Annotated in this window: 18 protein-coding genes; 10 read left to right on the forward strand and 8 right to left on the reverse strand. The window is 63.8% G+C overall.

Annotated features, from left to right (window positions below; all coding sequences use genetic code 11):
* Nucleotides 1–70 precede the first annotated feature (70 nt).
* Nucleotides 71–691 (reverse strand): TetR/AcrR family transcriptional regulator, encoded by a 621-nt coding sequence (locus AC1KVG_RS06455; protein ID WP_481093834.1) that lies wholly within the window; start codon nucleotides 689–691, stop codon nucleotides 71–73.
* 128 nt (nucleotides 692–819) lie between these two features.
* On the opposite strand from AC1KVG_RS06455, the gene AC1KVG_RS06460 reads away from it, so the two are divergent.
* From AC1KVG_RS06460 to AC1KVG_RS06475, 4 genes are all read left to right on the forward strand, one after another.
* Complete coding sequence (locus AC1KVG_RS06460; protein WP_481093835.1) at nucleotides 820–1,983, forward strand: isovaleryl-CoA dehydrogenase; 1,164 nt, start codon at nucleotides 820–822, stop codon at nucleotides 1,981–1,983.
* A 10-nt stretch (nucleotides 1,984–1,993) separates the two neighbouring features.
* Nucleotides 1,994–3,604 carry a carboxyl transferase domain-containing protein gene (locus AC1KVG_RS06465; RefSeq protein WP_481093836.1) on the forward strand — a complete coding sequence of 537 codons (1,611 nt, stop codon included), beginning with the start codon at nucleotides 1,994–1,996 and terminating at the stop codon, nucleotides 3,602–3,604.
* Between the two features lie 66 nt (nucleotides 3,605–3,670).
* Nucleotides 3,671–5,698: an acetyl/propionyl/methylcrotonyl-CoA carboxylase subunit alpha gene (locus AC1KVG_RS06470; RefSeq protein ID WP_481093837.1), complete on the forward strand. Its 2,028-nt coding sequence runs from the start codon at nucleotides 3,671–3,673 to the stop codon at nucleotides 5,696–5,698.
* A gap of 103 nt (nucleotides 5,699–5,801) precedes the next feature.
* The gene (locus tag AC1KVG_RS06475; RefSeq protein WP_481093838.1) at nucleotides 5,802–7,886 is read left to right on the forward strand and encodes a S9 family peptidase; all 2,085 of its coding nucleotides are present in this window, start codon (nucleotides 5,802–5,804) and stop codon (nucleotides 7,884–7,886) included.
* Between the two features lie 166 nt (nucleotides 7,887–8,052).
* Here AC1KVG_RS06475 and AC1KVG_RS06480 read toward each other — a convergent pair whose 3' ends face one another.
* On the reverse strand, nucleotides 8,053–9,261 hold the full coding sequence (locus AC1KVG_RS06480) for a putative peptide maturation dehydrogenase (RefSeq protein ID WP_481093839.1): 1,209 nt from the start codon (nucleotides 9,259–9,261) through the stop codon (nucleotides 8,053–8,055).
* 93 nt (nucleotides 9,262–9,354) lie between these two features.
* Between AC1KVG_RS06480 and AC1KVG_RS06485 the strand changes: the two genes are divergently transcribed.
* Complete coding sequence (locus tag AC1KVG_RS06485; protein WP_481093840.1) at nucleotides 9,355–9,693, forward strand: NHLP-related RiPP peptide; 339 nt, start codon at nucleotides 9,355–9,357, stop codon at nucleotides 9,691–9,693.
* Here AC1KVG_RS06485 and AC1KVG_RS06490 read toward each other — a convergent pair.
* The 4 genes from AC1KVG_RS06490 to aceB form a co-directional block, all read right to left on the reverse strand.
* Nucleotides 9,633–12,284, reverse strand: coding sequence for a putative peptide modification system cyclase (locus AC1KVG_RS06490; protein WP_481093841.1), 2,652 nt, complete (start codon nucleotides 12,282–12,284; stop codon nucleotides 9,633–9,635). The two genes, AC1KVG_RS06485 and AC1KVG_RS06490, sit on opposite strands and share 61 nt — an antisense overlap.
* 3 nt (nucleotides 12,285–12,287) lie before the next feature.
* Nucleotides 12,288–13,364, reverse strand: a complete 1,077-nt coding sequence (locus AC1KVG_RS06495) for a GGDEF domain-containing protein (RefSeq protein ID WP_006450098.1) — start codon at nucleotides 13,362–13,364, stop codon at nucleotides 12,288–12,290.
* Nucleotides 13,365–13,618: 254 nt separating this feature from the next.
* Nucleotides 13,619–14,914 (reverse strand): isocitrate lyase, encoded by a 1,296-nt coding sequence (gene aceA / locus AC1KVG_RS06500; protein ID WP_481093842.1) that lies wholly within the window; start codon nucleotides 14,912–14,914, stop codon nucleotides 13,619–13,621.
* A gap of 192 nt (nucleotides 14,915–15,106) precedes the next feature.
* Nucleotides 15,107–16,723 carry a malate synthase A gene (aceB, locus tag AC1KVG_RS06505; RefSeq protein WP_481093843.1) on the reverse strand — a complete coding sequence of 539 codons (1,617 nt, stop codon included), beginning with the start codon at nucleotides 16,721–16,723 and terminating at the stop codon, nucleotides 15,107–15,109.
* A gap of 117 nt (nucleotides 16,724–16,840) precedes the next feature.
* Between aceB and AC1KVG_RS06510 the strand changes: the two genes are divergently transcribed.
* The 4 genes from AC1KVG_RS06510 (at nucleotide 16,841) to AC1KVG_RS06525 (ending at nucleotide 20,751) form a co-directional block, all read left to right on the forward strand.
* Entirely contained in the window at nucleotides 16,841–17,797 is a 957-nt protein-coding gene (locus AC1KVG_RS06510; protein WP_481093844.1) for a LysR family transcriptional regulator, read from the forward strand.
* 388 nt (nucleotides 17,798–18,185) lie between these two features.
* Entirely contained in the window at nucleotides 18,186–19,448 is a 1,263-nt protein-coding gene (locus AC1KVG_RS06515) for a cation:proton antiporter (protein ID WP_481093845.1), read from the forward strand.
* 154 nt (nucleotides 19,449–19,602) lie between these two features.
* Nucleotides 19,603–20,331, forward strand: a complete 729-nt coding sequence (locus tag AC1KVG_RS06520; protein WP_481093846.1) for a helix-turn-helix domain-containing protein — start codon at nucleotides 19,603–19,605, stop codon at nucleotides 20,329–20,331.
* A gap of 69 nt (nucleotides 20,332–20,400) precedes the next feature.
* Nucleotides 20,401–20,751: a VOC family protein gene (locus tag AC1KVG_RS06525; RefSeq protein ID WP_023902164.1), complete on the forward strand. Its 351-nt coding sequence runs from the start codon at nucleotides 20,401–20,403 to the stop codon at nucleotides 20,749–20,751.
* Between the two features lie 19 nt (nucleotides 20,752–20,770).
* Here the strand turns inward: AC1KVG_RS06525 and AC1KVG_RS06530 are convergent, their stop codons facing one another.
* Nucleotides 20,771–21,403: a TetR/AcrR family transcriptional regulator gene (locus tag AC1KVG_RS06530; RefSeq protein WP_481093847.1), complete on the reverse strand. Its 633-nt coding sequence runs from the start codon at nucleotides 21,401–21,403 to the stop codon at nucleotides 20,771–20,773.
* A gap of 245 nt (nucleotides 21,404–21,648) precedes the next feature.
* On the opposite strand from AC1KVG_RS06530, the gene AC1KVG_RS06535 reads away from it, so the two are divergent.
* Entirely contained in the window at nucleotides 21,649–22,704 is a 1,056-nt protein-coding gene (locus tag AC1KVG_RS06535; protein WP_481093848.1) for an MBL fold metallo-hydrolase, read from the forward strand.
* 193 nt (nucleotides 22,705–22,897) lie between these two features.
* On the opposite strand, the gene lepB is transcribed toward AC1KVG_RS06535, so the two are convergent.
* The gene (gene lepB, locus AC1KVG_RS06540; protein ID WP_481093849.1) at nucleotides 22,898–23,524 is read right to left on the reverse strand and encodes a signal peptidase I; all 627 of its coding nucleotides are present in this window, start codon (nucleotides 23,522–23,524) and stop codon (nucleotides 22,898–22,900) included.
* Between the last annotated feature and the right edge of the window lie 271 nt (nucleotides 23,525–23,795).

Genomic DNA, 23,795 nt, shown 5'->3' on the forward strand with positions numbered 1-23,795 from the left:
AGGGGTTTGCACAGTATATGCACAGTTAGGCGCATCAATGAAGCACAGCCTGTCCGTGGTCAGTGCACTGTCAGCTGGCCGACTGCCGCGCACCCACCGCGCGCAAGCAGAAGCCGCAGATCGCCTCGACCAGTTGCTCGCCCTGTTGCGGGTCGCCGCGGCTGGGGGCAACCGGGCCCACCAAGGCCTCGGTGAAGGCGCCGACGATGCAGGCCGCCGCTGCGTCCAGCGATTGCTGCGGGAATTCGCCGGCCGCCACGCCTTCGGCGAGCAACTGGCGGAACACCTCGCCAAACAGGCGCCGGCCGCGGATGCGCTCGGCATCCACTTCGCTTTCCACTGGCTCGGCGATGAACGCGTAGGCCAACGCAGGGCCGGCCAGCGCACGCCGCACGAAGGTGGCAATGGCGTTACGCAGGCGCTCGGCGGCACTGGCCTGGGTGGTGGCGATGGTGTGCAGGATGATCATCTCGCGCTGCACGGCTTCGTTGAGAACTTCCACGAAAAGCTCGGCTTTCGAAGGGAAATGTCGGTAAATCTGCCCGGTCGAGACGCCGGCTGCGGCGGCGACGGCGGTCACAGGTGCATTGCGGTAGCCGCCTTCGGCGATCAGGGCGCGGGCCGCGTGCAGGATGCGTTCGCGGTTGCCGGCCAGGCGTTCTTCCATCAGGGCGGAGCGTCGATAAGCCATGGTGTGATTCTGGGTTCAATAGTTGAATTTTAGTTCACTTTTTCACTGCGGACCGCTAGGCTGCGCACAAACGCCGTGCGGCCTGCCCGCTCCCACCCGGCACACCCCGATCCTTGCGGAGTCGCTCCATGCACGTGCCGTCCTTGAACTTCGCGCTTGGCGAAGAAATCGATCTGCTGCGCGAAAGCGTAGCGGCCTTTGCCAGCCACCATATTGCCCCGCTCGCGGCCGCTGCCGATCAGGACAATGTTTTCCCCGCGCAGCTGTGGCGCCTGTTCGGCGAGCAGGGCCTGCTCGGGTTGACCGTGGAAGAAGACTACGGCGGCAGCGGCATGGGCTATCTGGCGCATGTGGTGGCGATGGAAGAAATCTCGCGGGCCGGCGGCGCGATCGGGCTGTCCTACGGCGCGCATTCCAACCTGTGCCTCAACCAGCTGCGCAAGAACGCCACGCCCGAGCAGAAGCAACGCTACCTGCCCAAGCTGTGCACCGGCGAGCATGTCGGCGCGCTGGCGATGAGCGAGGCCGGCTCCGGCTCGGACGTGGTGTCGATGAAGCTGCGTGCCGACGCGCGCGGCGACCGCTTTGTGCTCAACGGCAACAAGATGTGGATCACCAACGGCCCGGACGCCGATGTGCTGGTGGTGTACGCCAAGACCGATCCGGGCGCCGGCGCACGCGGCATCACCGCCTTCATCGTCGAAAAGGGCATGCCCGGCTTTTCGACTGCGCAGAAGCTCGACAAGCTCGGCATGCGCGGCTCCAACACCTGCGAATTGGTGTTCACCGATTGCGAAGTGCCGGCCGAGAACGTGCTGGGCACGCTCAACGGTGGTGTGCGCGTACTGATGTCCGGATTGGATTTCGAACGTGTGGTGTTGGCCGGTGGCCCGCTGGGATTGATGGCCGCCGCGATGGATGTGGTGCTGCCGTACGTGCACGAGCGCAAGCAGTTCGGCGAGCCGATCGGCACCTTCCAGTTGATGCAGGCCAAGTTGGCCGACATGTACGTCGGGCTCAACGCCTGCCGCGCGTACGTATATGCAGTGGCGCGCGCCTGCGATGCCGGGCAGACCACACGCCAGGACGCGGCCGGCGCGATTCTCTACGCCGCCGAAAAGGCGACCTGGCTCACCGGCCAGGCGATCCAGGTATTGGGTGGTAACGGCTACATCAACGACTATCCCACCGGGCGCCTGTGGCGCGATGCCAAGCTATACGAAATCGGTGCAGGTACATCGGAGATCCGACGCATGTTGATCGGCCGCGAGTTGTTCGAACGCACCGCCTGACGGAGCCATCATGAGCGTGATCACCAGCCAGCTGCAGGTCAGTAGCGAGAGCTTCCAACACAACGCTGCCGCACTGCGTGCAGTGATCGAGGATCTGCGCAGCACGCTGGCGCAGACCGCATTGGGCGGCAGCGAGGCCGCGCGCGCCAAGCACACCGCCCGCGGCAAATTGCTGGTGCGCGATCGCATCGATGCTTTGCTGGATCCGGGCAGCGCCTTGCTGGAAATCGCGCCGCTGGCCGCACACGGCATGTACGACGATCAGGTGCCCTGCGCCGGCGTGGTGGCCGGCATCGGGCGCGTGTCCGGGGTGGAATGCGTGATCGTGGCCAACGATGCCACCGTCAAGGGCGGCACCTATTACCCGATGACGGTGAAGAAGCATCTGCGCGCGCAGGAAATCGCGCAGCAGAACCGCTTGCCGTGCATCTATCTGGTCGACTCCGGCGGTGCGTTTCTGCCGCTGCAGGATGAAGTGTTTCCCGACCGCGATCATTTCGGGCGCATCTTCTACAACCAGGCCAACCTCTCGGCCAACGGCATCCCGCAGATCGCCTGCGTGATGGGGTCGTGCACCGCCGGCGGTGCCTACGTGCCGGCGATGAGCGATGAGACGGTGATCGTGCGCGAGCAAGGCACGATCTTTCTCGGCGGCCCACCGCTGGTCAAGGCGGCCACCGGCGAAGAAGTCAGTGCCGAAGAACTCGGCGGTGCGGATGTGCACACGCGCATCTCCGGTGTGGCCGATCACTTTGCCGACAACGATCTGCAGGCCTTGGCGCGCGTGCGCGCCATCATCGCGCAACTCAATTGGCGCAAGCCGGCAGCAACATTGGCACTGCGTGCACCACTGCCGCCGCGGCATGCCGCCGACGAACTGTATGGCGTGATTCCTGCCGATACACGCAAGCCCTTCGATGTGCGCGAAGTGATCGCGCGCATCGTCGACGACTCGCAGCTGGACGAATTCAAGCCACGCTATGGCAGTACCCTGGTCACCGGCTTTGCGCATCTGCACGGCTACCCGGTCGGCATCATCGCCAACAACGGCATCCTGTTTTCCGAGTCCGCGCTCAAGGGCGCGCACTTCATCGAGCTGTGCACGCAGCGCGGCATTCCGCTGGTGTTTTTGCAGAACATCACCGGCTTTATGGTCGGGCGCAAATACGAGCACGGCGGCATTGCCAAGGACGGTGCCAAGCTGGTGATGGCGGTGGCCTGCGCCAAGGTGCCCAAGTTCACCGTGGTGATCGGCGGCTCGTTCGGTGCCGGCAATTACGGCATGTGCGGCCGGGCGTACTCGCCAAACTTCCTGTGGATGTGGCCGAATGCACGCATCGGTGTGATGGGCGGCGAACAGGCCGCCAGCGTGTTGGCAACGGTGCGCCGCGACGGCATCGAGGCCAAGGGTGGGGCCTGGTCGGGCGAGGAAGAAGAGGCGTTCAAGGCGCCGATCCGGGCACAGTTCGAGCAGCAGGGGCATCCGTATTACGCCAGTGCGCGGTTGTGGGACGACGGCATCATCGATCCGGCCGATACACGTCGTGTGCTTGGGCTGGGATTGTCGGCTGCGTTGAATGCGCCGATCGAAACGACACGCTTCGGCGTGTTCCGGATGTGAGGCGGTGAACAAATCGTTTTTTCATCGCAGTCCCCGCCGCCATGGCGACGTGCAGAGAACTTCGTCATGACCCAGCGCGAATCCAACGCCACAGCAACACAGCCGTACTTCGACAAGATCCTGATCGCCAATCGCGGCGAGATCGCGTGCCGGGTCATCGACACCTGTCGCAAGCTCGGCATCGCGACGGTGGCGGTGTATTCGGATGCCGATCGCGATGCGCGGCATGTACGCCTGGCCGATGAAGCGATCCATATCGGTCCGGCACCGGCGCAGCAGAGTTATTTGCGCGGCGAGGTCATTCTTGATGCCGCACGCGCAAGCGGCGCGCAGGCGATCCATCCGGGTTATGGCTTTCTATCGGAAAATGCGGCGTTTGCCGATGCCTGTGCGCAGGCTGGCATCGCGTTTATCGGCCCACCTGCAGCCGCGATTCGCGCGATGGGCGACAAGAGTGCGGCCAAGGCGCTGATGCAACGCGCCGGTGTGCCGCTGACGCCGGGCTACCACGGCGACGAACAGGCGCCGGCTTTCCTGCGCGCGCAGGCCGATGCGATCGGCTACCCCGTCTTGATCAAGGCCAGTGCTGGCGGCGGTGGCAAGGGCATGCGCCGCGTGGATGCCAGCGCTGTCTTCGAAGAGGCCTTGGCCAGCTGCCAGCGCGAGGCCCAGTCGGCATTCGGCAATGCACAGGTGCTGGTGGAAAAGTATGTCGAACGCCCGCGCCATATCGAGATCCAGGTGTTCGGCGATACGCAGGGCGAGGTGGTGTATCTGTTCGAACGCGACTGCTCGGTGCAGCGCCGCCATCAAAAGGTGCTGGAAGAAGCGCCCGCCCCCGGCATGAGCGAACAACGCCGCGCAGCGATGGGCAAGGCCGCCGTGGACGCTGCGCGCGCCGTGGGCTATGTCGGTGCGGGTACGGTGGAGTTCATTGCCGGCCCGGATGGCGATTTCTATTTCATGGAAATGAACACCCGGCTGCAGGTCGAGCACCCGGTGACCGAGTTGATCACCGGTACCGATCTGGTCGAGTGGCAGCTGCGTGTGGCCGCCGGCGAGCCGCTGCCGCAGCGTCAGCACGAACTGCGCATCCACGGGCATGCGCTGGAAGCGCGCCTGTATGCCGAGGATGCCGAGCGCGGCTTTCTGCCCTCGACCGGCACGCTGCGGCAGCTGCAGCTGCCTGCACCCAGTGCGCATGTGCGCATCGATGCGGGCGTGGAGCAAGGCGACACCATCAGTCCGTATTACGACCCGATGATTGCCAAGCTGATCGTGTGGGATGTCGATCGCCCCGCTGCGCTTGCACGCATGCGTCAGGCGCTTGCGCAGTGCCATGCAGTCGGTGTCACGACCAATAGTGCATTTCTGTCGCGCCTGATCGGCACCAAGGCGTTTGCCTCGGCCGATCTGGACACCGCCTTGATCGAACGCGAGCATGCGGCCCTGTTTCCGCAAGCGCATGCGCCAGACAGTGCGTGGTGGTGCCTGGCTGCCGTACTGATGGCCGAGGCGGTGCCCGACGCCACGCCCGATCCGGCCGACCCGTTCTCGCCATGGGGAAACACCGATGGATGGCGTATCGGGGCGCATGCAGCGCACGCCATCACGCTGGAGGCCGCAGGCGAGCGGCGCCAGCTAGGCGTGCGGCGGCTGGCCGATGCTTGGCAGGTTACTGACCTGGGCAACACGCACGCCCTGCGCTACCAAACGCAGGACACCGCGCTACGCGTGGAAATGGATGGACGGCAATGGCGCGCACAGGTGCTGCGCGACGGCAGCACGCTGACCCTGATCGGCGCTGAAGACCGTGCGGTCTTCCGCCACCACGACGCATTGGTCGAGGCAGATCAACCCGCGCATGAAACCGGCGGCCTGACCGCACCGATGCCGGGCCGCATCGTGTCGCTGGTTGCCGCGGTCGGCCAGCCGGTCACGCGCGGGCAAGCCCTGGTGGTGCTCGAAGCAATGAAGATGGAACACACCCTGCACGCCCCCGGCGATGGCACCGTGCAGGCGTATCTGGTCGCAGAAGGCGATCTGGTCGCCGATGGTGTTGCGCTAGTGGAATTTGTGTCCGCGTCTGCGTAGCGCCGCACCAAAGGGTGACCAACGGCACGCTCGTATGCGCGGGCATTGCGCCTAGCGTTGGGGAAAGCGGCCGGCGTGGCTGCGATTCTCACCGGAGGCTTTCATGCAACGCCTGCTTCTTGTTTCCAGCATCGTGCTGGCGCTGGCTGCCTGCAGCGACAAAACCGCGTCCACGACCGATCAGGCCGCACCGCCCGCAGCAACCGCGACAGCGCCGGCAGCACCCCCGGAACTGATCACCCGCGATGCGCTGTTCGGCAATCCCGAGCGCGCCAACGTGACCATCAGCCCGGACGGCAAATACCTCAGCTGGGTGGCACCGCTGGAGGGCGTGCTCAATGTCTGGGTCGCGCCGGTGGATGCGCCGGATCAGGCGCATGCAATCACCAAGGACACCGCCCGCGGCATCCGCAATTATTTCTGGACGTATCAACCCAATACGCTGCTGTATCTGCGCGATGACGGCGGCGATGAAGACTTCCATCTGTTCTCGGTCAATCTGACCGATGGCAGCAGCAAGGACCTCACGCCGTTCAAGAAGACCACGGCCGAGATGTACCGCGTCAGCGCGCAGCATCCCGAATCGATCATGGTGGGCATGAACGACCGCGACGCCAAGTGGCACGATCTGTACCGGGTCGACCTGGCCTCGGGCAAGCGCACGCTGGTGCAGAAGAACACCGACAGTCTGGAAAGCTATCTGCTCGACGGCGACTACCGACTGCGCTACGCCACCCGCGCCACCGACGATGCCGGCAGAGAACTGCTGGTGCCCGACGGCAAGGCATGGAAGCGCGTGGACCGCATCCCGTTCGAAGATGTCACCAACACCGCGCCCGAGGGGCTCACCGACGACGGCAAGACGCTGTACATGCAGGATTCGCGCAACCGCGACACCTCGGCGCTGTATGCCATCGACACCGCCAGCAATGCACGCACGCTGCTGTTCGAAAACCCGCGCGCCGATGTCGGCACCACCTTGAACGACCCCAGGACCGGCGTGGTGCAGGCGGTGTCCACCGACTACCTGCGCGAAGAGTGGAAGGCCTTGGATACCGGCATCGCCGCCGATCTGCAGAAACTCAAATCACTTGGCGCAGGCGATGCCAGCATCGCATCACGCACGCTCGATGACCGCACCTGGATCGTGGCGTATTCGGCAGCGGAAACACCGCTGACCTACTACCGCTACGATCGCGCCGATGGCGGCAAGCTGACCAAGCTGTTCTCCGCCCGACCTGCGCTGGATGGCAAACCGCTGGTGCCGATGTGGCCACAGGAACTGACCTCGCGCGACGGCCTCAAGCTGGTCAGCTATCTCACCCTGCCCGCCGAGGCCGACGCCAACCACGACGGCAAGGCGGATAAACCGGTGCCGCTGGTGCTGTTCGTGCATGGCGGCCCGTGGGCGCGCGATAGCTACGGCTACGGGCCGTACGAGCAATGGTTGGCCAATCGCGGCTATGCGGTGCTGGCGGTCAATTTCCGCGGCTCCACCGGCTTCGGCAAGGCGTTCACCAATGCCGGCAACGGCGAGTGGGGCGGCAAGATGCACGACGACTTGCTCGACGCGGTGCAGTGGGCAGTCAAACAGGGCGTGACCACCCCCAATGAGGTCGCCATCATGGGCGGCAGCTACGGCGGCTACGCCACGCTAGCCGGCATGACCTTCACCCCGGACGCGTTCAAGTGCGGCGTGGACATCGTCGGCCCGGCCAACCTCAACACCTTGCTCGCCACCATCCCGCCGTACTGGGCCAGCTTCTACAAGCAGGCGACCAAGCGCATGGGCGACCCGGCCACCGCTGCCGGCAAGCAATGGCTGACCGATCGCTCACCGCTCACGCATGTCGACAAGATCAGCAAGCCGCTGCTGATCGGCCAGGGCGCCAACGACCCGCGCGTCAAACAGGCCGAGAGCGACCAGATCGTCAACGCGATGAAGGCCAAGAACATTCCGGTGACCTACGTGCTGTTCCCGGACGAAGGCCACGGCTTCCGGCGCCCGGAAAACAGCAAGGCCTTCAACGCGGTGACCGAGGGTTTCCTGGGCCAATGCCTGGGCGGCCGCGTGCAACCCATCGGCGAAGATCTGACCGGCTCCAGCATCACCGTCCCGGAAGGCGCGGACAAGGTGCAAGGCTTGAGCGATGCGTTGAAGACGCATACGCAGGCGATTCGGCGGTAATCGGCCAAAGGGGTCGATCGCTTCCCAGTGATGGCACCTGCTATTGCGCTCGCCTGCAAAGGCGAGCGCTGACGCGTGCACCTCCGGCGTTCGAAGCACGCAGCACGCAGCACGCATAAAATCGCCTCAACGCACGATAGATGTGTCGAGGCCCGATGCTTGCTCGCTACTGTTGCCCGATCTCTCTGGAAGCCTCTCGATCAAGACCGATCGACCACACTGCGCCGCCAGGATCCAGCTCGGTATTTTTCATTTCCTCGGCACGCCAACCGAAGCCGCAGATGGCCAACGGGCCATCCTGCAGGCCATCCAGGCCTAGCGCGTGTTCGATATCCACCTCGTTGATTGCCGAGGTGACAAACGCTCCCAGCCCCAAATCGGTCGCGCTCAAATAGAGCGTCTGTGCAATATGGCCCACGTCCAGAATCATTGCACGGTAAGCCTTGGCATGGTTCCGATATTTCCAGAAGCTGCGTAAAAACCGCGGCGCCAGAATCAACAGCACCGGCGCATCGGCAAACCAGTGCTGCCCCGACACCGCCTTGCGTGCGAATTCCGCGAGCGGCTGTGCAGGCGATGGCAAGGGGTGCAATGCATGGTCGAGCGGGCGGTAGTGATACAGGCCACTTGCTATGCCCTCGACCCGCTGTACCAGCAGATAGGTTTCGGTGGGATGCAGACTGCCTCCCGATGGCACTGGCTTCTTCAAGAATGCGGTATCGTGCCCCACCTCGATCCGCGCGCTCGCCATGACGCTGCGTTCGAGCATCTGGGCCAATAATTCGCTTGATAGCGGGCGCTGCGTATCGAAATTGCGGCAGGTCACGCGCCGCGCCAGCAGTTGATCGAACGTACCCGGCGTTGCGCGCGGCAACGCTATTCGGGCTTCGGCGCCTTCCTCGCCACGGCTAACAACCTCTGCCGGCGGCGCACCCAGGCGCTCCACCATGCCTTCTGCAGTCGTCAGACCTTGCGCCTCCATCGTCGCCACGCTGTCCTCGCCTTTCCAACGCGCGAAGCGGTGCCACAACGCAGCCAATGGCCACCAGCGCTGCTGCTGCACCCGCTCGTCATTGTGGCGATGCGCTGCATGCTCCGGTTGATCGCTGATCACAAGCCCCTGCTCGATCAATCCATCGAGCCAGGCCGGTGGTGGCTGCATCTGATCGATTGACCGCCAGCGCGTTGGGCTCAACTCACCCAACCACTCGCGCTCGGCTGTGCCGACCTCCACTTCTGCATCGAGATGCGGCGCCAGTGCCAGCCATCGTGCGCGACGACGCAGCCCATCGCCGCCGGCAAGCAAGTGAGCAAGATCGAACACCGCATCGTTGCGAAGTTCGAAGAACAGCGTGGCACAGCGACGGATCTGCATAGGAACATCTCAAGGACGCATGAGCATGGTCGATATTGTGTCAGCTCTCCTGTCACACCACGCACCACACACCCTCATTCCGCAGGCAAGACCATGACCGACTCAGCCGACAACGCACATCCTCCGCTGGATGCATCCATTGCCGACAAGCTGCTGGAGCTGCTGTCCAGCGACGACGACTTCCGCGAATGCTTTCAATCTAATCCGGCTCAAGCGCTTGCCCAGATTGGCGCAGCCGGTGCGAACGCCGACGACAGCGTGCCCAGCGTGGGAGAGCCATACTTCTGCATGACCACCAATCAGCTCGCCTCGAAGCAAGAGATCGCGCTGGCCCGCACCGAGTTGCATAGCTACCTGACCCAGAACGCCAATCACACCGTGATCTTTGCCTTCGAATCGGAGAGCATCCGTTCTACCCTGGTGCGCAGGTAAGCGGGCAGACGCGACACAGGCCACGCACGTACAAATGCCTGCGCCTGTTCGCGTGCCTCGTGGGTGCGGCCGAGTGCATGCAACGACTCGGCCATCCAGAGCTGTGCTAGCCGCGCATCGGCCACATTGAGCGGCTGCAGCGTTTGTGACGCGTTCGCTTCGATGTAAGCGCGACCTCGGCGCAGGGATAGCCAACGTGCTTGTTGCAGCGCTTCGGCATGCCGTCCGCTGTCGCTCAGCAGCGCATACAGCGCAACGCGGGTTTGGACGAGCGTGTCGTCACCGACTGGCAGGTGCGCAATAGCCGCCGCGCGGTCGCCCGTCAGCGCAAGATGTTGGGCTTCGACAATTGCGCGAAGGTCGGCAAGTACCGGCGTTTCATGTACCAGTGCCGGCCTGATCGCCTCAAGCGCGCGCGCAGTCAGACTGTCGTCGCCGCTGCGTTGTGCGTGGCTGGCCACGATCAAGACCATCGCTGCATTGTCTTGCTGGTTCGCCATCGCCAACCTGTCGTCGGTTACTGCTGATGTCAACCGCTCGAACGTCGGCTTCAGCTTGGTTGGGGTGGCCGGATCGGTTAGGGCGTCCGTCGTCAACGCAATGACCAGGAACTGCCGATAAAGGAAATCGTCGGCCTGTTTGCTACGCGTCAGAGCTTGCGCAATGGAAGCGCGCGCGGCCATCCAGTCGGCCTGATCGATCGCAATACTGGTGCGGTCGATCAACGGCACCACATCGTCGTTGACATAGCCGCTCCTCACGATCGTATCGAGCGCTTGCTGTGCTTCGGCGTAGCGATTCAGTGACGCCAACGCACTGGCTCGCCGCCTTAGCGGACCTGCGCGGTCAACGTCGTCAGGGACAAAATACTTTAATGCGGCCTCGGCTTTTCCCTGAGCCAGCAAGATGCGTCCAACCCGATCCGTGGCGATCGCACGTAGCGGATCCTGCGGAACATCGGCTGCCTGCGCATAGGGAAGCGCCTCGGCAAAACGATTGGCAACGAATAGATGCCAGGAGGCATTGGCGGTTCCAGCGAAGTTGTCCGGATACAGCGATGCCAGGGTTCGCCACAGCGGCAACGCTTTCTCGGGCGCACGCAACTCGGCCGCCCAGGCATCCAGATAGAGCTGGTCACGCTCCGGCAAACGCCGGCGGAAACGGATCGCTTGATCCAGATACGGCAGCGCGCCATCGCGGTCGGAGATGGCGACCTTGATGCGTGCTGCACCCAGATAGGCCAAGGCAAATTCCGGGTCGATGCCAACCGCGCGCTCGAAGAGTTCCATGCCTTGGCTCCACTGGCCTTTCACCGTGGCGTCGACACCGAGGGCATAGGCACGCAATGCATCCAGGCTTGAGGTGGTGACGGCGGGCAATGGCACCGAATGCTTGTCGATCGAAGCGACAACTTCGCCAAGTCCCTGCCTCAACTTACGGGTGACCTGATCTACGGACGACAGCGCGGACGGTAAGCCATCGCCTTGCACAAACTCCGAGTACACCGTGGTCTGCGTGCGTGGATCCACCAACTCCACACTGAAGCGGAGCTTGCCCCCAATCTCGGCCACAGTCGGCAGAATGACTGCACTGGCACCATCGCGCATGGCCACTTCCGAGGCGATGGCACGATCGACGACAACGCTGTCCGGATCGCGTTTCATCCGGGTCATTGTGTCGCGCACTTTCATATCGCTCAGGACATTGACGTAGCGCGACTGCTCCAGGCTGATGCGTAGCGCCTGCTCCAGCGAACTGTCGAGCAGCGTATTACCCGTCAGATTGCGCAAGTCGCCCACCACCACCCAGCCGCGTTCGGCGAAAGCGATCGCGGGCTCGGCGCGAGTGAAAAACCACACCGACACACAGACAGTGACGACCAACAAGGTTTCTGCCAACAGCGCTGCCGGCCGGCGCCATAACGGAATATCGCGCCATGCCTTGGGCGAATGCCTGGGCGCGCGCAGCGGCGTGACATCGATCTCGCCGACCTCGTAAATCTCCATTGGCGTAGGCACGCCCTTGAAGCGCCAGCGACCGTGGGATTTCCACAACAGTCGCTCAGCATGCGTGCCAAGTTCGCGCGCAGCGCGATGCGTCAGCGACTCGGCCACCGCCGAGATCAGGATCTGCCCGGGCCGGGCCATCGACATCAGGCGGGCGGCGGTGGGCTTGGCCAGGCCTTCCACTTCCAGCGGTTTGGCGCCGATGCTCACCGCTTCGTCGCTGTTGCGCCAGGTCAGCACTTCGCCGACGTGCAGGCCCTGGCGCGCGCATAGCGTCAGCGCGCGGGCATCGCCCATCGCCTTGAGTCCACGTGCGTAATCCAGTGCGAAGCCCAGGCCATCGATGGGGCGATCGAACAGCAGCAACAGCCCGTCCGAGCGGTCGATCAGACGGCCGCGCCATTGCTGCTGCAGTTTGACGACCAGACGGTCATGCTCGCGGAACAATGCGGCGGCAGCGTTGTCACCGATACGCTCGACCAGGGCGGTGGAATCGCATAGATCGGTCAACAGCAAGGTGCGCAGACGCGGCGCCTGGATCGCTTCCGACGACGCATCCTTGCGTGCGTGGGTGCGCGTGCTCATTGCTCAGTGATTGCCAGAGGCGAGCGTGTTACCCGATACCAGCGTACTGCCCGGCGCAGGTGCTTCGTGCATGCACAACACATTACCGCCCTGCCGCTTGGCCTGGTACAACGCGCTATCGGCCAGCGTGTACCAGTCGTTCCATGCCGCATCCGCATCGATCATGCACAGGCCGAGACTGACCGAGCAGCCTTGCTCGCTCTGGGTGTTGCCCAGGCGTGCTTCCACCGCGCGCACGATGCATTCGCCGATGTGGTGCATCAGTTCCCGCGTGCCTTGCGCGACCAGCACGCAGAATTCGTCGCCGCCCAGCCGGCAGGCCAGATCGCCATCGGCGATCACCGAGCGCAGTGCATGGGCAACGTTCTGCAGCACACGGTCACCGGCCAGATGACCGAATTCGTCATTGATGCGCTTGAAACGGTCGCAATCGATCAGGATCAGGCCCACACCAGGCACCGCGCCGGAACGCCGACATTCCTGCAGATGCAGCGCCAGACCGCGGCGGTTGTGCAGGCCGGTGAGCTCGTCGGTGCGACTCAACTCTTCGGTGTGGTTGAGTTTGTGCGAGGTGACATAGAGATTGTCCAGCGCCGCTTCCAGATCGTGGTTGCGACGGCGCAGCTGACGGATCAGCAACTGCTCGTTGTTGACCACACGCACGATGGAGCGGCGCAGAAAATGCGCCACCATCGACGGGTCGTGATCGACCAGGCGCTGAAAATCGTCGTGGGCCAGTTCGATCAAACGGCTGTCGGTGGAGGCACTGGCGCCGGCACTGCGTGCGTGGTCGCCGATCAGCAAGCCAAGTTCGCCGAAGAATTCGCCCGGGCCCAGATGCTTGAGCATCAGGTCCTCGCCAAAATCCAGATCGATCTGGCCGCTGACAACGATGAACATCTGCGTGCCCACGGCACCACGCTCGAACAGCGCCTGGCCCGCCGCCAACTCGCGCGCACGGCCGAAGCGGGCGAAAAACGCCAACTCTTCGGCAGTCATCAGCGCATGCAGCCCGTCGGACAACGTTTTGGCAACGCCTCCAGTCGGTTCGACCGCGCCTGCGGTGTTGTGGCAAGTCATCCAGATTCCTTAGGCTGGCCTACAACGTTAGCCCATGGACAAATCCTACAGGACCCCTTTGTTCAGCACCAGGTCACACTATTTCTCACAGATGAAGAGACGGAATGACGGGTATGAGGTGAAAAAAAAGGGCCCGGTTTCCCGAGCCCTCTCCCTCCCGAGCTGCACCTGGCGGCTTGCTACAGGCTAAGAGCGGCTAACAAAAACTACTGCGCGGCCGCCAGGTAGGCGCTCGCCACGTTTTGTTAGTCGTTCTAAGCCGCTTTTTCACTGTGAAACTGCTCTTCCTCGGTCGACCCACGCAACGCGGTGGTGGACGACTGCCCCTGCTGAATCGCCTGCGTCACCGCGTCGAAGTACCCGGTGCCCACCTCGCGCTGATGCTTGACTGCGGTAAAGCCCATGTCCGCCGCTGCGAATTCGGCCTGCTGCAGTTCGACGAAGGCGCTCATCTGGCGGCGCGCGTAACCATGGGCCAGGTTGAACATGCCGTAGTTCAAGGCGTGGAAGCCGGCCAGGGTGATGAACTGGAATTTATAGCCGTAGCTCGCCAGCTCGGTCTGGAATCTGGCGATGGTGGCGTCGTCCAGGTGCTTCTTCCAGTTGAAGCTCGGCGAGCAGTTATAGGCCAGCAATTTGCCGGGGAACTTGGCATGGATGGCTTGGGCGAAGGCGCGCGCGAATTCCAGATCCGGCTTGCCGGTTTCGCACCAGATCAGATCCGCATACGGTGCGTAAGCCAGCCCGCGACTGATCGCCTGATCCAGCCCGTTGCGGGTCTTGAAGAAGCCTTCGACGGTGCGCTGCCCGGTGGTGAACGGCTGATCGTTGGCATCTACATCGCTGGTGATCAGATCGGCCGCTTCGGCATCGGTGCGTGCGATCAACAGCGTCGTTACGCCCAGCACATCGGCCGCCAGACGCGCGGCATTCAACTTTTCGATCGCCTCACGCGTAGGCACCAGCACCTTTCCGCCCATGTGGCCGCACTTTTTCACCGACGCCAGTTGATCTTCGAAATGCACGCCGGCGGCGCCGGCTTCGATCATCGCCTTCATCAGCTCGAAGGCGTTGAGCACGCCGCCGAAGCCGGCTTCGGCATCGGCCACGATGGGCTGCAGGAAGTCGATGTCATCGTTGCCTTCGGCGTGGTGCAATTGATCGGCACGCAGCAAGGTGTTGTTGATGCGCTTGACCACCGCCGGCACCGAATCGGCCGGATACAGCGATTGGTCCGGGTACATCTGCCCGGCCAGGTTGGCATCGGCGGCGACCTGCCAACCTGACAGGTAAATCGCCTTCAAACCGGCCTTGACCTGCTGCATCGCCTGATTGCCGGTCAACGCGCCCAGCGCATTGACGAACCGCGTGGTGTGCAGCGAGGCCCACAACTTGTCCGCGCCCAACCGTGCCAGCGAATGCTCGACATGCACGGTGCCACGCAAGCGCACCACATCGGCCGCGGTGTAGTTGCGGGTGATGCCGGCCCAGCGTGGGTTGCTGGCCCAGTCCTGCTGGATCTGTTCGGCGGTCTGCAGTGTGTTGCTCATGGTGCGTTCTCCTGACAGGGATACGGCGGATGCAACGAGGAAGGAATGGCGCGGTGTGCTGCGCGCGGGACATGGCATGGCCGTCGTTGCGCGTGGGCGCAATCGGGCGGTGTGCGGTGTTGACGTAGTGCGTTGCGTTGATGGGTTGCAGCGACAGCACGCGTGCTGTGGCCTGTCGCTGCAGTGGATAGATCAATCGATCAATCGGTAGGCCGGCACGGTGAGGAAGTCGGCCAGTTCATCGGCGCGGCTGAGTGTTTCCAGCAAGGCAATGGCATCGTCGATGCGCGCAGCGCCAGGCAGTGCGTTGGTCGCGCCCAGGCGTGCCGGCAGCGCCCGCAACGCGGTCTGCAATAACTGCTGATCGATGGCAGTGCCGTCGTCCAGATGCTGGCCGTGATGCAGCCACTGCCATAGCTGCGCGCGGCTGATTTCTGCAGTGGCGGCGTCTTCCATCAGGTTGTGGATCGGCACGCAGCCATTGCCGTCCAGCCAGGCGGCCAGGTAGCGCACGCACACTTCCACATTGCCTTCGAACCCTGCGCGGGTGACGTTGCCCGGCGAGGGGGCGATCAACATATCGCGCGTCACCTGCACATCGTTGCGCAAGACGTGATGCTGATGCGCGGTGGGCATGTGCTCGTCGAACAGCTTCATTGCCACCGGAATCAAGGCCGGATGCGCCACCCAGGTGCCATCGTGCCCGGCCGTCACTTCGCGCAACTTGTCGGCACGCACGCGGGCCATCGCCTGCTCGTTGGCGGCTTCGTCGTGATTGATCGGAATCTGCGCGGCCATGCCGCCCATCGCATGCGCGCCACGGCGATGGCAGGTCTTGATCAACAGTTCCGAATACGCCTTCAAAAACGGCTGGGTCATGGTGACCTGACCACGCTCGGGCAGTACGCGGTCGCGATGCGCGCGGAAGGTTTTCAGGTACGAAAAGATGTAATCCCAGCGCCCGCAGTTCAGCCCGACGATGCGATCGCGCAGCGCGTGCAGAATCTCGTCCATCTCGAACACCGCCGGCAGCGTTTCGATCAGCACGGTCACCTTGATCTGCCCATGCGGCAGGCCGAGCATCGCTTCGATATGCGCCAGCGCGGTCTCCCACAGTGCAGCTTCTTCCATGCTCTGCAGCTTGGGCAGATACAGATACGGGCCGCGGTCCTTGGCCAGCAGCGCACGGCCGTTGTGGTAGGCGAACAGGGCGGCATCGAACAGGCCGCCGGCCAGCGGCTGTCCATCGATGAGCACGTGCTTCTCGTCCAGGTGCCAACCGCGTGGGCGCACGATCAACACCGCGCGCTCGGCTTCCGGGCGCAGCGCGTAGTGCTTGCCGTTTGGCGCATCGAAGCTGAGATCGCCGCGCACCGCAGCGGCTAGCGTGCGCTGGCCGGCCAGCAGGTTGCGCCAGGTTGGCGCGGTGGAATCTTCGAAGTCGGCCATGAACACCTTGGCGCCGGAATTCAGCGCGTTGATGACCATCTTCGGATCGGTGGGGCCGGTGATCTCGACGCGGCGGTCCTGCAGCACCGCCGGCAGCGCGGCCACGCGCCAGTCGCTGGCGCGGATGGCGCGGGTGTCGGGGCGGAAGTCCGGCAACTGGCCGGCGTCGAACTCGGCCTGGCGCACCCGCCGCTGGGCGAGGCGCTGCTGGCGGCCGGGTTCGATCGCGCGGTGCAGCGACACCAGCAACGCCAACGCGGCAGCTGGCAGGAGTTCTGCCTGGCCAGCCACCTGCGTGGTCAGCGACAGACCGGGAGTGGCGCGTTCGGTGGAGCGTGGAGCGAAAGCGGTAGCAGACATGGCGTAAGTCCTTTGCATCCGGACTTGCACCGTGCGCCGCTGGCAACTATTTGACAAAGCAGTTTTATCAATGCTGTAAATAAGCCAAGCTTATAGTGGATTTTCGTACCCACCCAAATGGCGCCAACCCCTCGATTTTCCTACAAATCCGACCGGCTCAAGCCGCTGCGTGCGTTCTGCCAGACGGTTAGATTAGGCTCGGTCTCACGGGCGGCTGAGGCGCTTTACGTCAGCCAGCCGGCGGTGACGCTGCAATTGCAGGCGCTGGAACGCGACCTGGGCGTGGCCTTGTTCGAGCGCTCCGGGCGGCGGATGACACCCAGCCGCGAGGGCCAGCTGCTCTACGAAATGGCACTGCCGCTGGTGGAAAGCCTGGACGGTCTGGAGGCGAGCTTTCGCGAGAAGGTGCGCGGGCTGGATGCGGGCGAGCTCAATATCGCCGCCAACAGCTCCACCATCCTGTATCTGCTGCCGCGCATCGTGGCGAACTTCCGTGCGCGCCATCCGGACGTGCGGCTGACCCTGCACAACGCCATCAGCGCCGACGGCACCGACCTGCTGCGCGAGGATGCGGTGGACCTGGCCGTCGGCTCGATGCTGGACGTGCCGGCCGACCTCAACTACGCGCCGGTGTATCGTTTCGAACAGTTGTTGATCACCCCGCCCGATCACCCGCTGGCCAGCAAGCCCACCGTCACGTTGCAGGATCTGTCGCCGTATCCGCTGATCCTGCCGCCGCGCAGGCAGGTGACCTATCGACTGGTCGATCTGGTCTTCCAGCAGGCACGCGTGCCCTACACAGTGGCCTTGGAAGTGGGCGGTTGGGAGGTGATCAAGCAATACGTGGCGATGGGCATGGGCATTTCCATCGTCACCGCAATCTGCGTCACCGACGCCGACCGCGACAAACTCGCTACACGCTCGCTTAAGGACTATTTCCCTACCCGCAGCTATGGCGTAGTGGTACGCAAAGGCAAGTATCTCTCGCCGCAGGCGCGCGCGTTTATCGAGCTGATCCAGCCGGATCTGTTTACCCCGCGCGGGTATGACGAAAGTGGCGATTCGGAGCGGTGAGTTTCTTCTGCCTGCTGCATGCGTATAAGTTCGACTCGTCGGACGTTGCGACAAGCACTGCGCATGAGTTCGGCATGCGCTCTACGTGGGCGATGTCTTGCACGGCAGGCACGTCGCCGCTTCAAAGCGCAGCGTGATCAAGGCCTGCAAGCGCCACAAGGCGGCGTAGGCGAGAGGCTAACGTAGGCAGCAAGAACCACTCAGCATCAAGCAGAATTCCTGTCGGCTCGACGCCATTGCACTGTGGTTATCGTCATAGACTGGGCCGATGCTGTGGGTATCACTACATGTCATCAACAGCTGCTCGGTCCGGGGGAACGACTGAGCTTACGCACAGCACACCCGCATTGCGGGGCGAGCCGACTCAACCGATGCAAAGGCTGACGCAATGAATCCGACCACGTTGTTGCTGGTGCAGTTGGCGGTGATCCTGGGCGCGGCACGTGCATGCGGCGCGCTGTTGCAACGCGTCGGGCAGCCGCCGGTGATCGGCGAAATGGCGGCCGGGTTGTTGCTGGGGCCGATCGCATTCGGCGCATGGTTGCCGGACTTGCACGGCGTGTTGTTCGCCTTCAACAGCCTGCCGCCGTTGTCCGGCTTGGCCAACATCGGCGTGGTGCTCTTCATGTTCATTGTGGGCGTGGAGCTGCGCGCGCCGGAAGGCACCAAAGCGCAGGTGCGTGCATCGATCCTGGTGGGCTTGTCGGGCATCGTGCTGCCGTTGTTGCTCGGCCTGGCTGCGGCACCGTGGTTGTTTGCGCACTTTGCACCGCAGGGCATCGGCTTCTGGCGGTTTGCGTTGTTCATCGCCGCAGCGATGTCGGTCACCGCATTTCCGGTGCTGGCGCGCATCCTCAAGGACCGCAATCTGACCCGCACGCCTGCGGGCCGGTTGGCGCTGGGCGCGGCGGTGATCGACGATGCCACGGTGTGGATCTTCCTGGCGCTCGTGCTCACGCTGACCGGCGGCAACACGCATGGCGGTGTCGGCTTCACTGCCGCCGGTGCGTTGGTGTTGATTGCGGTGGTGTTCGGCCTGTTGAAGCCCGCTTACGCGCGCCTGCTGCGGCCGCGTGTGAGCGATGGGCGCTATGCGCCAACTGCGTTGGTGTGGGTGTTGATCGGTTTGCTGGCTTGCGCCGCAGTGGCCGAATGGATCGGCCTGCATGCGATCTTCGGCGCGTTCCTGTTCGGCATCTGCGTGCCGCGCGAAGACCGCTTGTTGGAACACCTGGCCGGGCGTATCGAGCCATTGGCGATCACCTTGCTGATGCCGGTGCTGTTTGCGGTCGCCGGCCAGGCCACCAGCCCGGGCGTCTTGGTGGGCGCAGGCATCGCCGGCTTCGCGCTGGTGGTCGGCGTGGCGGTGACCGGCAAGCTGGTTGGCTGCACCTTGGGCGCGCGCCTGAGCGGCCACGATTGGCGCGACAGCCTGACCGTGGGCTCACTGATGAACGCGCGCGGCCTGATGGAGCTGGTGGTGATCAAGATCGGCCTGGACAGCGGCGTGATCGGGCCGGATCTGTTTACGCTGCTATTCGGCATGACCCTGGTGACCACGGTGATGACCTCGCCGATGGTGGCCTGGTTGCAACGTGGCCGGCACGCGGCCGATGCCAATGGGTTGGGTGCGGGTAACTCAACGCATTGACGCTGCAGCGCTGGCAGACTGCGTGTGGCGCCGGTCGCCGCGTTGCGTACTTCCGTATTGGCATTTCGTGTCGAATGCATGCGATTGGCAATGTGCATTCTCAACGCTGCAGTAGCTGAGCAGCACCGCATCCACTTCTTTACATGGCGCAGTGATGTCCGACCCCTCTGAGTCCTGTTATGCCGAAAGCGCAGCGCCTCCTGCGTTGCGTGCGCAACTGCAGTGCAGCTGGCGATTTCGCCAGAGCACGATTTCGATGGAACCCGTACTGATATTGCCCGATGGCAGCGTCGATCTGATCTGGGATGGCACCACGGTTTTCGTTGCCGGGCCGGATCGCACAGCCGCTATGGCATCGCCCGCGTCGGGAAGTGTGCTGAGCGGAGTGCGTCTGGCTGCGGGTACAGCGGCCGGCCTGTTGAAGCTCCCGTTGCACGCCATCGCTGACCAACGCGTTGCCTTGGAATCGCTATGGGGCGTGCAGGGCCGCACCTGGCAACATCGCCTGGAAGATGGCGCCGATCCACTGCATACCTTGCACACGCTCTGCCAACAGCACACCACATCGCAAGATCAACAGATGGCATGGCTGTTCGATCAGTTGGCTGTCGGCAGGCCGATGCGGCTTGCCGAGCTGACCCAATCGCTGGGCATCAGCGAGCGCTCATTGCGCCGCCGCTGCCAGGACGCATTCGGCTACGGCAGCAAGACCTTGGAACGGATTCTTCGGTTGCAGCGTTTTCTGCGTATCGCCCGCCAGCACCGCACGTTGACCGACGCTGCGCTGGACGCAGGCTATGGCGATGCGCCACATCTAGTGCGCGATGCACGCCAGCTCAGCGGCCTGAGCCCGCGCGTGTTGGTACAGCAGCACGCGTGCTGAGCTGGCCGTTTTCGCCAAGCCACGTGCATGCACCGATTGCATGCTGTGCCTCCATTCCAGGAGCACGCCATGACCGACAACGCGCCACAGCACCGCATTGATTACCTCGAATTCGCCGTCGACTCGATCGCCATCGCCAAGACCTTTTACGCGCAAGCATTTGACTGGACGTTTCAGGATTACGGCCCGGACTATTGCGAATTCCGCGACGGGCGCCTGACCGGCGGCTTCTTCCACGGCCCTGCGCAGCCCGGCGGCGCGTTGGTGGTGCTTGCCTCCGATGACCTTGCCCATAGCCAGGCCCGCATCGAAGCGGCTGGCGGAAAGATCACCAAACCGCTATTCGCGTTTCCGGGCGGGCGACGCTTTCATTTCGCCGATCCGCACGGCTATGCATTGGCGGTGTGGTCGAAGGACTAAAGGCGCATCACGAGCGCACTCACTCGCGCCCGTACAACCCCAAAAACATCGCCACCGCCGATTCGGCCACTTGCGTCTGTTGCTCCGGCGACAACGGCGGCTGGCCCATGGTGAGCTGCGGCCAGAACGCGAAGCCTTTGATCAGTGCCTGCAGCTGCTGTGAGGCGAAGTCCGCCTCCACGCCGGCCAGACGGCCGTCGGCCAGTGCGGCGCGCAGCCAGGTAGTGGTGCCTTCTTCCTTGCTACCCAGCTGCGATATCAGTTCGCGGGCCCTCGCCGGCGAGTGGATGCCCTCGGCGAGGGCCACACGCGACAGATCGATAAATGCCGGGTCGTCGAGCAGGCGCAGCTTCTGCTGCAGCAACGTTATCAACTGCGCGCGCAGTGGCTGGTCGGGCCGGTACGCCAGGTTCACCGCATCGGCACTGCGCTGCCACAGCCCGCGCAGGATCTCGCCAAACAGCGCGTCCTTGCTGGGGAAGTGGTTGTAGACGGTGCGTTTGGAAACGCCGGCGGTGGCCGCCACGCGATCCATACTGGTGGCCTCGAAACCGTGCTGGCGGAACTCGGCAATGGCCGCCTCCACGATGGCGTGGCGCTTGCGGTCGGTCAGCCGCTGCGGCAAGGCTGGAGGGGAAGAGGCAGTCGACATTTGCCGATTTTACACCCGGCAGTTTACTTTCACAGAAATAAAACTACACTGTGTAGTGCAATCTCGGCAGTCAGCAGCGTGACACGCGAGTGTCACGCCGGCGCAGCCGGCGCGTAGGAACCGCAGCGTACGAACGGTCTCTGCAGATCTTCAGCGCCGAGCACAGCCCATCTGGCAGCCGCGCAGTCGTGTTTGGGTCGCTCGCATTCCTTATCGCTATTCCCACGTCTCGGTCGGACTCCCTTATGGCTTCTCCTCGCCCTTCCCCCTATGCCGCCTCGCCGCAGTTCCGCGGTGGCCGGTTTCGCAATGTGCTGCCGCTGCCGACTGTCACGCTGAGCCTGCGCGAGCAGATCGGCCTGCTGTGGAGGGTCTTCTTCGCTAAGCCCAGCACCACGGTGCCGTCTGCACCGCTGCCGGTGCAGCCGTTGACGCGCGCGCAGTTGCTTGCCGCACCCGATCGCAGTTTGTATCGCCTGGGCCATTCCACCGTGCTGATGAAGCTGGCCGGCGGGTGGTGGCTGACCGACCCGGTGTTCTCCAAGCGCGCCTCGCCGGTGCCGTTCGCCGGGCCCAAGCGTTTCCACGCGCCACCGATCGCGCTGGCCGATGTGCCACCGCTGGCCGGGGTGATCCTGTCGCACAACCATTACGACCATCTCGACCGCGCCACCATCCGCGCGCTGGGCGACCGCGTGGACGTGTTTGTCGCACCGCTCGGCGTGGGCGATCTGCTGGTGCGCTGGGGCGTGGACCCGGCCAAGGTGCATCAGCTGGATTGGTGGGACTCCATCACCGTCGGTGGCGTGCAACTCACCGCTACTCCATCGCAGCATTTTTCCGGGCGCGGGTTGTTCGATAGCGGGCGGTCGCTGTGGTGTTCCTGGGCGATCCAGGACCGCGACCTGCGCGTGTTCTTCAGCGGCGACGGCGGCTATGGCCCGCACTTCAAGACCATCGGCGAGCAGCTCGGCCCGTTCGACGTGGCGCTGATCGAAAACGGCGCCTACGACCAGCAGTGGCCGCATGTGCACATGCAACCGGAGCAGAGCCTGCAGGCGTATCTGGACGTCGGCGGGCAGACGCTGCTGCCGATCCACAACGGCACCTTCGATCTGGCCATGCACGCCTGGCAGGAGCCGCTGGACCGCATCGTGACACTGGCCGACAGCGCTGGCGTCGCACTGGTCACGCCGTGCATGGGCGAGCGGGTGGATCTGCAGGCACCGGCCAACCGCGTGCGTTGGTGGCGGCAGGATGTGGCGGCAGCGGCGTCTGATGGAATGGTGGCGACGCAGTAGCTGGTTGAGTAGCTGCAGTGGTGCACGAGCGCGTGGTGTTTGCGCAACGTGCTATTGCCACCGCCTGCTATCGACGCCTACATCGCATCGTCGAGTGCTGGCGTTGCCGGGGGACTCAGCTGCGCTAAGCGCATCCAACACAGCTGGGCGATGCGTATGCGCCTGGTTGACTTGAAGCGAGGAGCATCGCGGATCACAAGCGCTGCCACTCCAATCCTTCGCCACGCCGGTAATACACCGCCACCGCCTTGCCGTAGACCGCAGGTGCATCGACCAAACCGAAATAGCGTCCATCCAGGCTGTTGCCGCGGTGGTCGCCCAACATCAGCAGCTTGCCGGGCGGCACTGTCAGCCCGGCGATGTTGGGGCCACCGCCATTGCCGAGATTCAACTGCGCCAGATGCGCGCCGAAGCGCTCGGCATCGCGGCCTTCCGATGCCAAGGGCTCACCGTTGATCTGCAGATGGCCGTCGATCAAGTCGACTCGGTCGCCTGCCACTGCCACCACACGCTTGATCAAGCGTGTGCCATCGCGCGGCGAATCGAACACCACCACCTCGCCACGTTGCGGCTGATCCCCATTGACGAGAATGCGATTGCTCAACGGCAGTCGCCAGCCGTAGGCATGCATGTCCACCACCACGCGATCGCCCGGCTCCAGGGTGGGCTGCATCGATCCACTCGGCACCTGGTAATGATTGGCAAACGAGGAGCGTGCTGCGGTCATCAGCACCAGTAGCACAAGCAACGGCAGCAGTTCCTTGCGCGACCAGTGCGCGGCGCGTTGCAGACGTGAAGCGGTGTCAGTGGGTTGGTTCATGAGGCACCTGTTGGTGTGAATGGCGGGCGGGCGATGGCCTGTCGAAGATGCGCTTGCGCAGCGGATCGGCGGAAGTGACGAAAGGCATGGCACTGGACGCATTGCTGTTGGTGCTGTGCTGTTGATGCCGTTGCCTCGGCTTTCTGCTCTCCGGGCCCGATACCGCAGCGGCAGCAAATAGCAACACCATTACCTGATGCGGTCTATCCACAAACAAAAACGGGATGGCGCATGGCCATCCCGTCTCAGTTGCTCATTGCACGCGAAAAAA

This window comes from Xanthomonas sp. NCPPB 3959 (assembly GCF_056675575.1).

Coding starts and splice junctions, on each gene's coding strand:
- AC1KVG_RS06455 (WP_481093834.1), bottom strand. CDS start 691: ATGGCTTATCGACGCTCCGCCCTGATGGAAGAACGCCTGGCCGGCAAC.
- AC1KVG_RS06460 (WP_481093835.1), top strand. CDS start 820: ATGCACGTGCCGTCCTTGAACTTCGCGCTTGGCGAAGAAATCGATCTG.
- AC1KVG_RS06465 (WP_481093836.1), top strand. CDS start 1,994: ATGAGCGTGATCACCAGCCAGCTGCAGGTCAGTAGCGAGAGCTTCCAA.
- AC1KVG_RS06470 (WP_481093837.1), top strand. CDS start 3,671: ATGACCCAGCGCGAATCCAACGCCACAGCAACACAGCCGTACTTCGAC.
- AC1KVG_RS06475 (WP_481093838.1), top strand. CDS start 5,802: ATGCAACGCCTGCTTCTTGTTTCCAGCATCGTGCTGGCGCTGGCTGCC.
- AC1KVG_RS06480 (WP_481093839.1), bottom strand. CDS start 9,261: ATGCAGATCCGTCGCTGTGCCACGCTGTTCTTCGAACTTCGCAACGAT.
- AC1KVG_RS06485 (WP_481093840.1), top strand. CDS start 9,355: ATGACCGACTCAGCCGACAACGCACATCCTCCGCTGGATGCATCCATT.
- AC1KVG_RS06490 (WP_481093841.1), bottom strand. CDS start 12,284: ATGAGCACGCGCACCCACGCACGCAAGGATGCGTCGTCGGAAGCGATC.
- AC1KVG_RS06495 (WP_006450098.1), bottom strand. CDS start 13,364: ATGACTTGCCACAACACCGCAGGCGCGGTCGAACCGACTGGAGGCGTT.
- aceA (WP_481093842.1), bottom strand. CDS start 14,914: ATGAGCAACACACTGCAGACCGCCGAACAGATCCAGCAGGACTGGGCC.
- aceB (WP_481093843.1), bottom strand. CDS start 16,723: ATGTCTGCTACCGCTTTCGCTCCACGCTCCACCGAACGCGCCACTCCC.
- AC1KVG_RS06510 (WP_481093844.1), top strand. CDS start 16,841: ATGGCGCCAACCCCTCGATTTTCCTACAAATCCGACCGGCTCAAGCCG.
- AC1KVG_RS06515 (WP_481093845.1), top strand. CDS start 18,186: ATGAATCCGACCACGTTGTTGCTGGTGCAGTTGGCGGTGATCCTGGGC.
- AC1KVG_RS06520 (WP_481093846.1), top strand. CDS start 19,603: ATGTCCGACCCCTCTGAGTCCTGTTATGCCGAAAGCGCAGCGCCTCCT.
- AC1KVG_RS06525 (WP_023902164.1), top strand. CDS start 20,401: ATGACCGACAACGCGCCACAGCACCGCATTGATTACCTCGAATTCGCC.
- AC1KVG_RS06530 (WP_481093847.1), bottom strand. CDS start 21,403: ATGTCGACTGCCTCTTCCCCTCCAGCCTTGCCGCAGCGGCTGACCGAC.
- AC1KVG_RS06535 (WP_481093848.1), top strand. CDS start 21,649: ATGGCTTCTCCTCGCCCTTCCCCCTATGCCGCCTCGCCGCAGTTCCGC.
- lepB (WP_481093849.1), bottom strand. CDS start 23,524: ATGAACCAACCCACTGACACCGCTTCACGTCTGCAACGCGCCGCGCAC.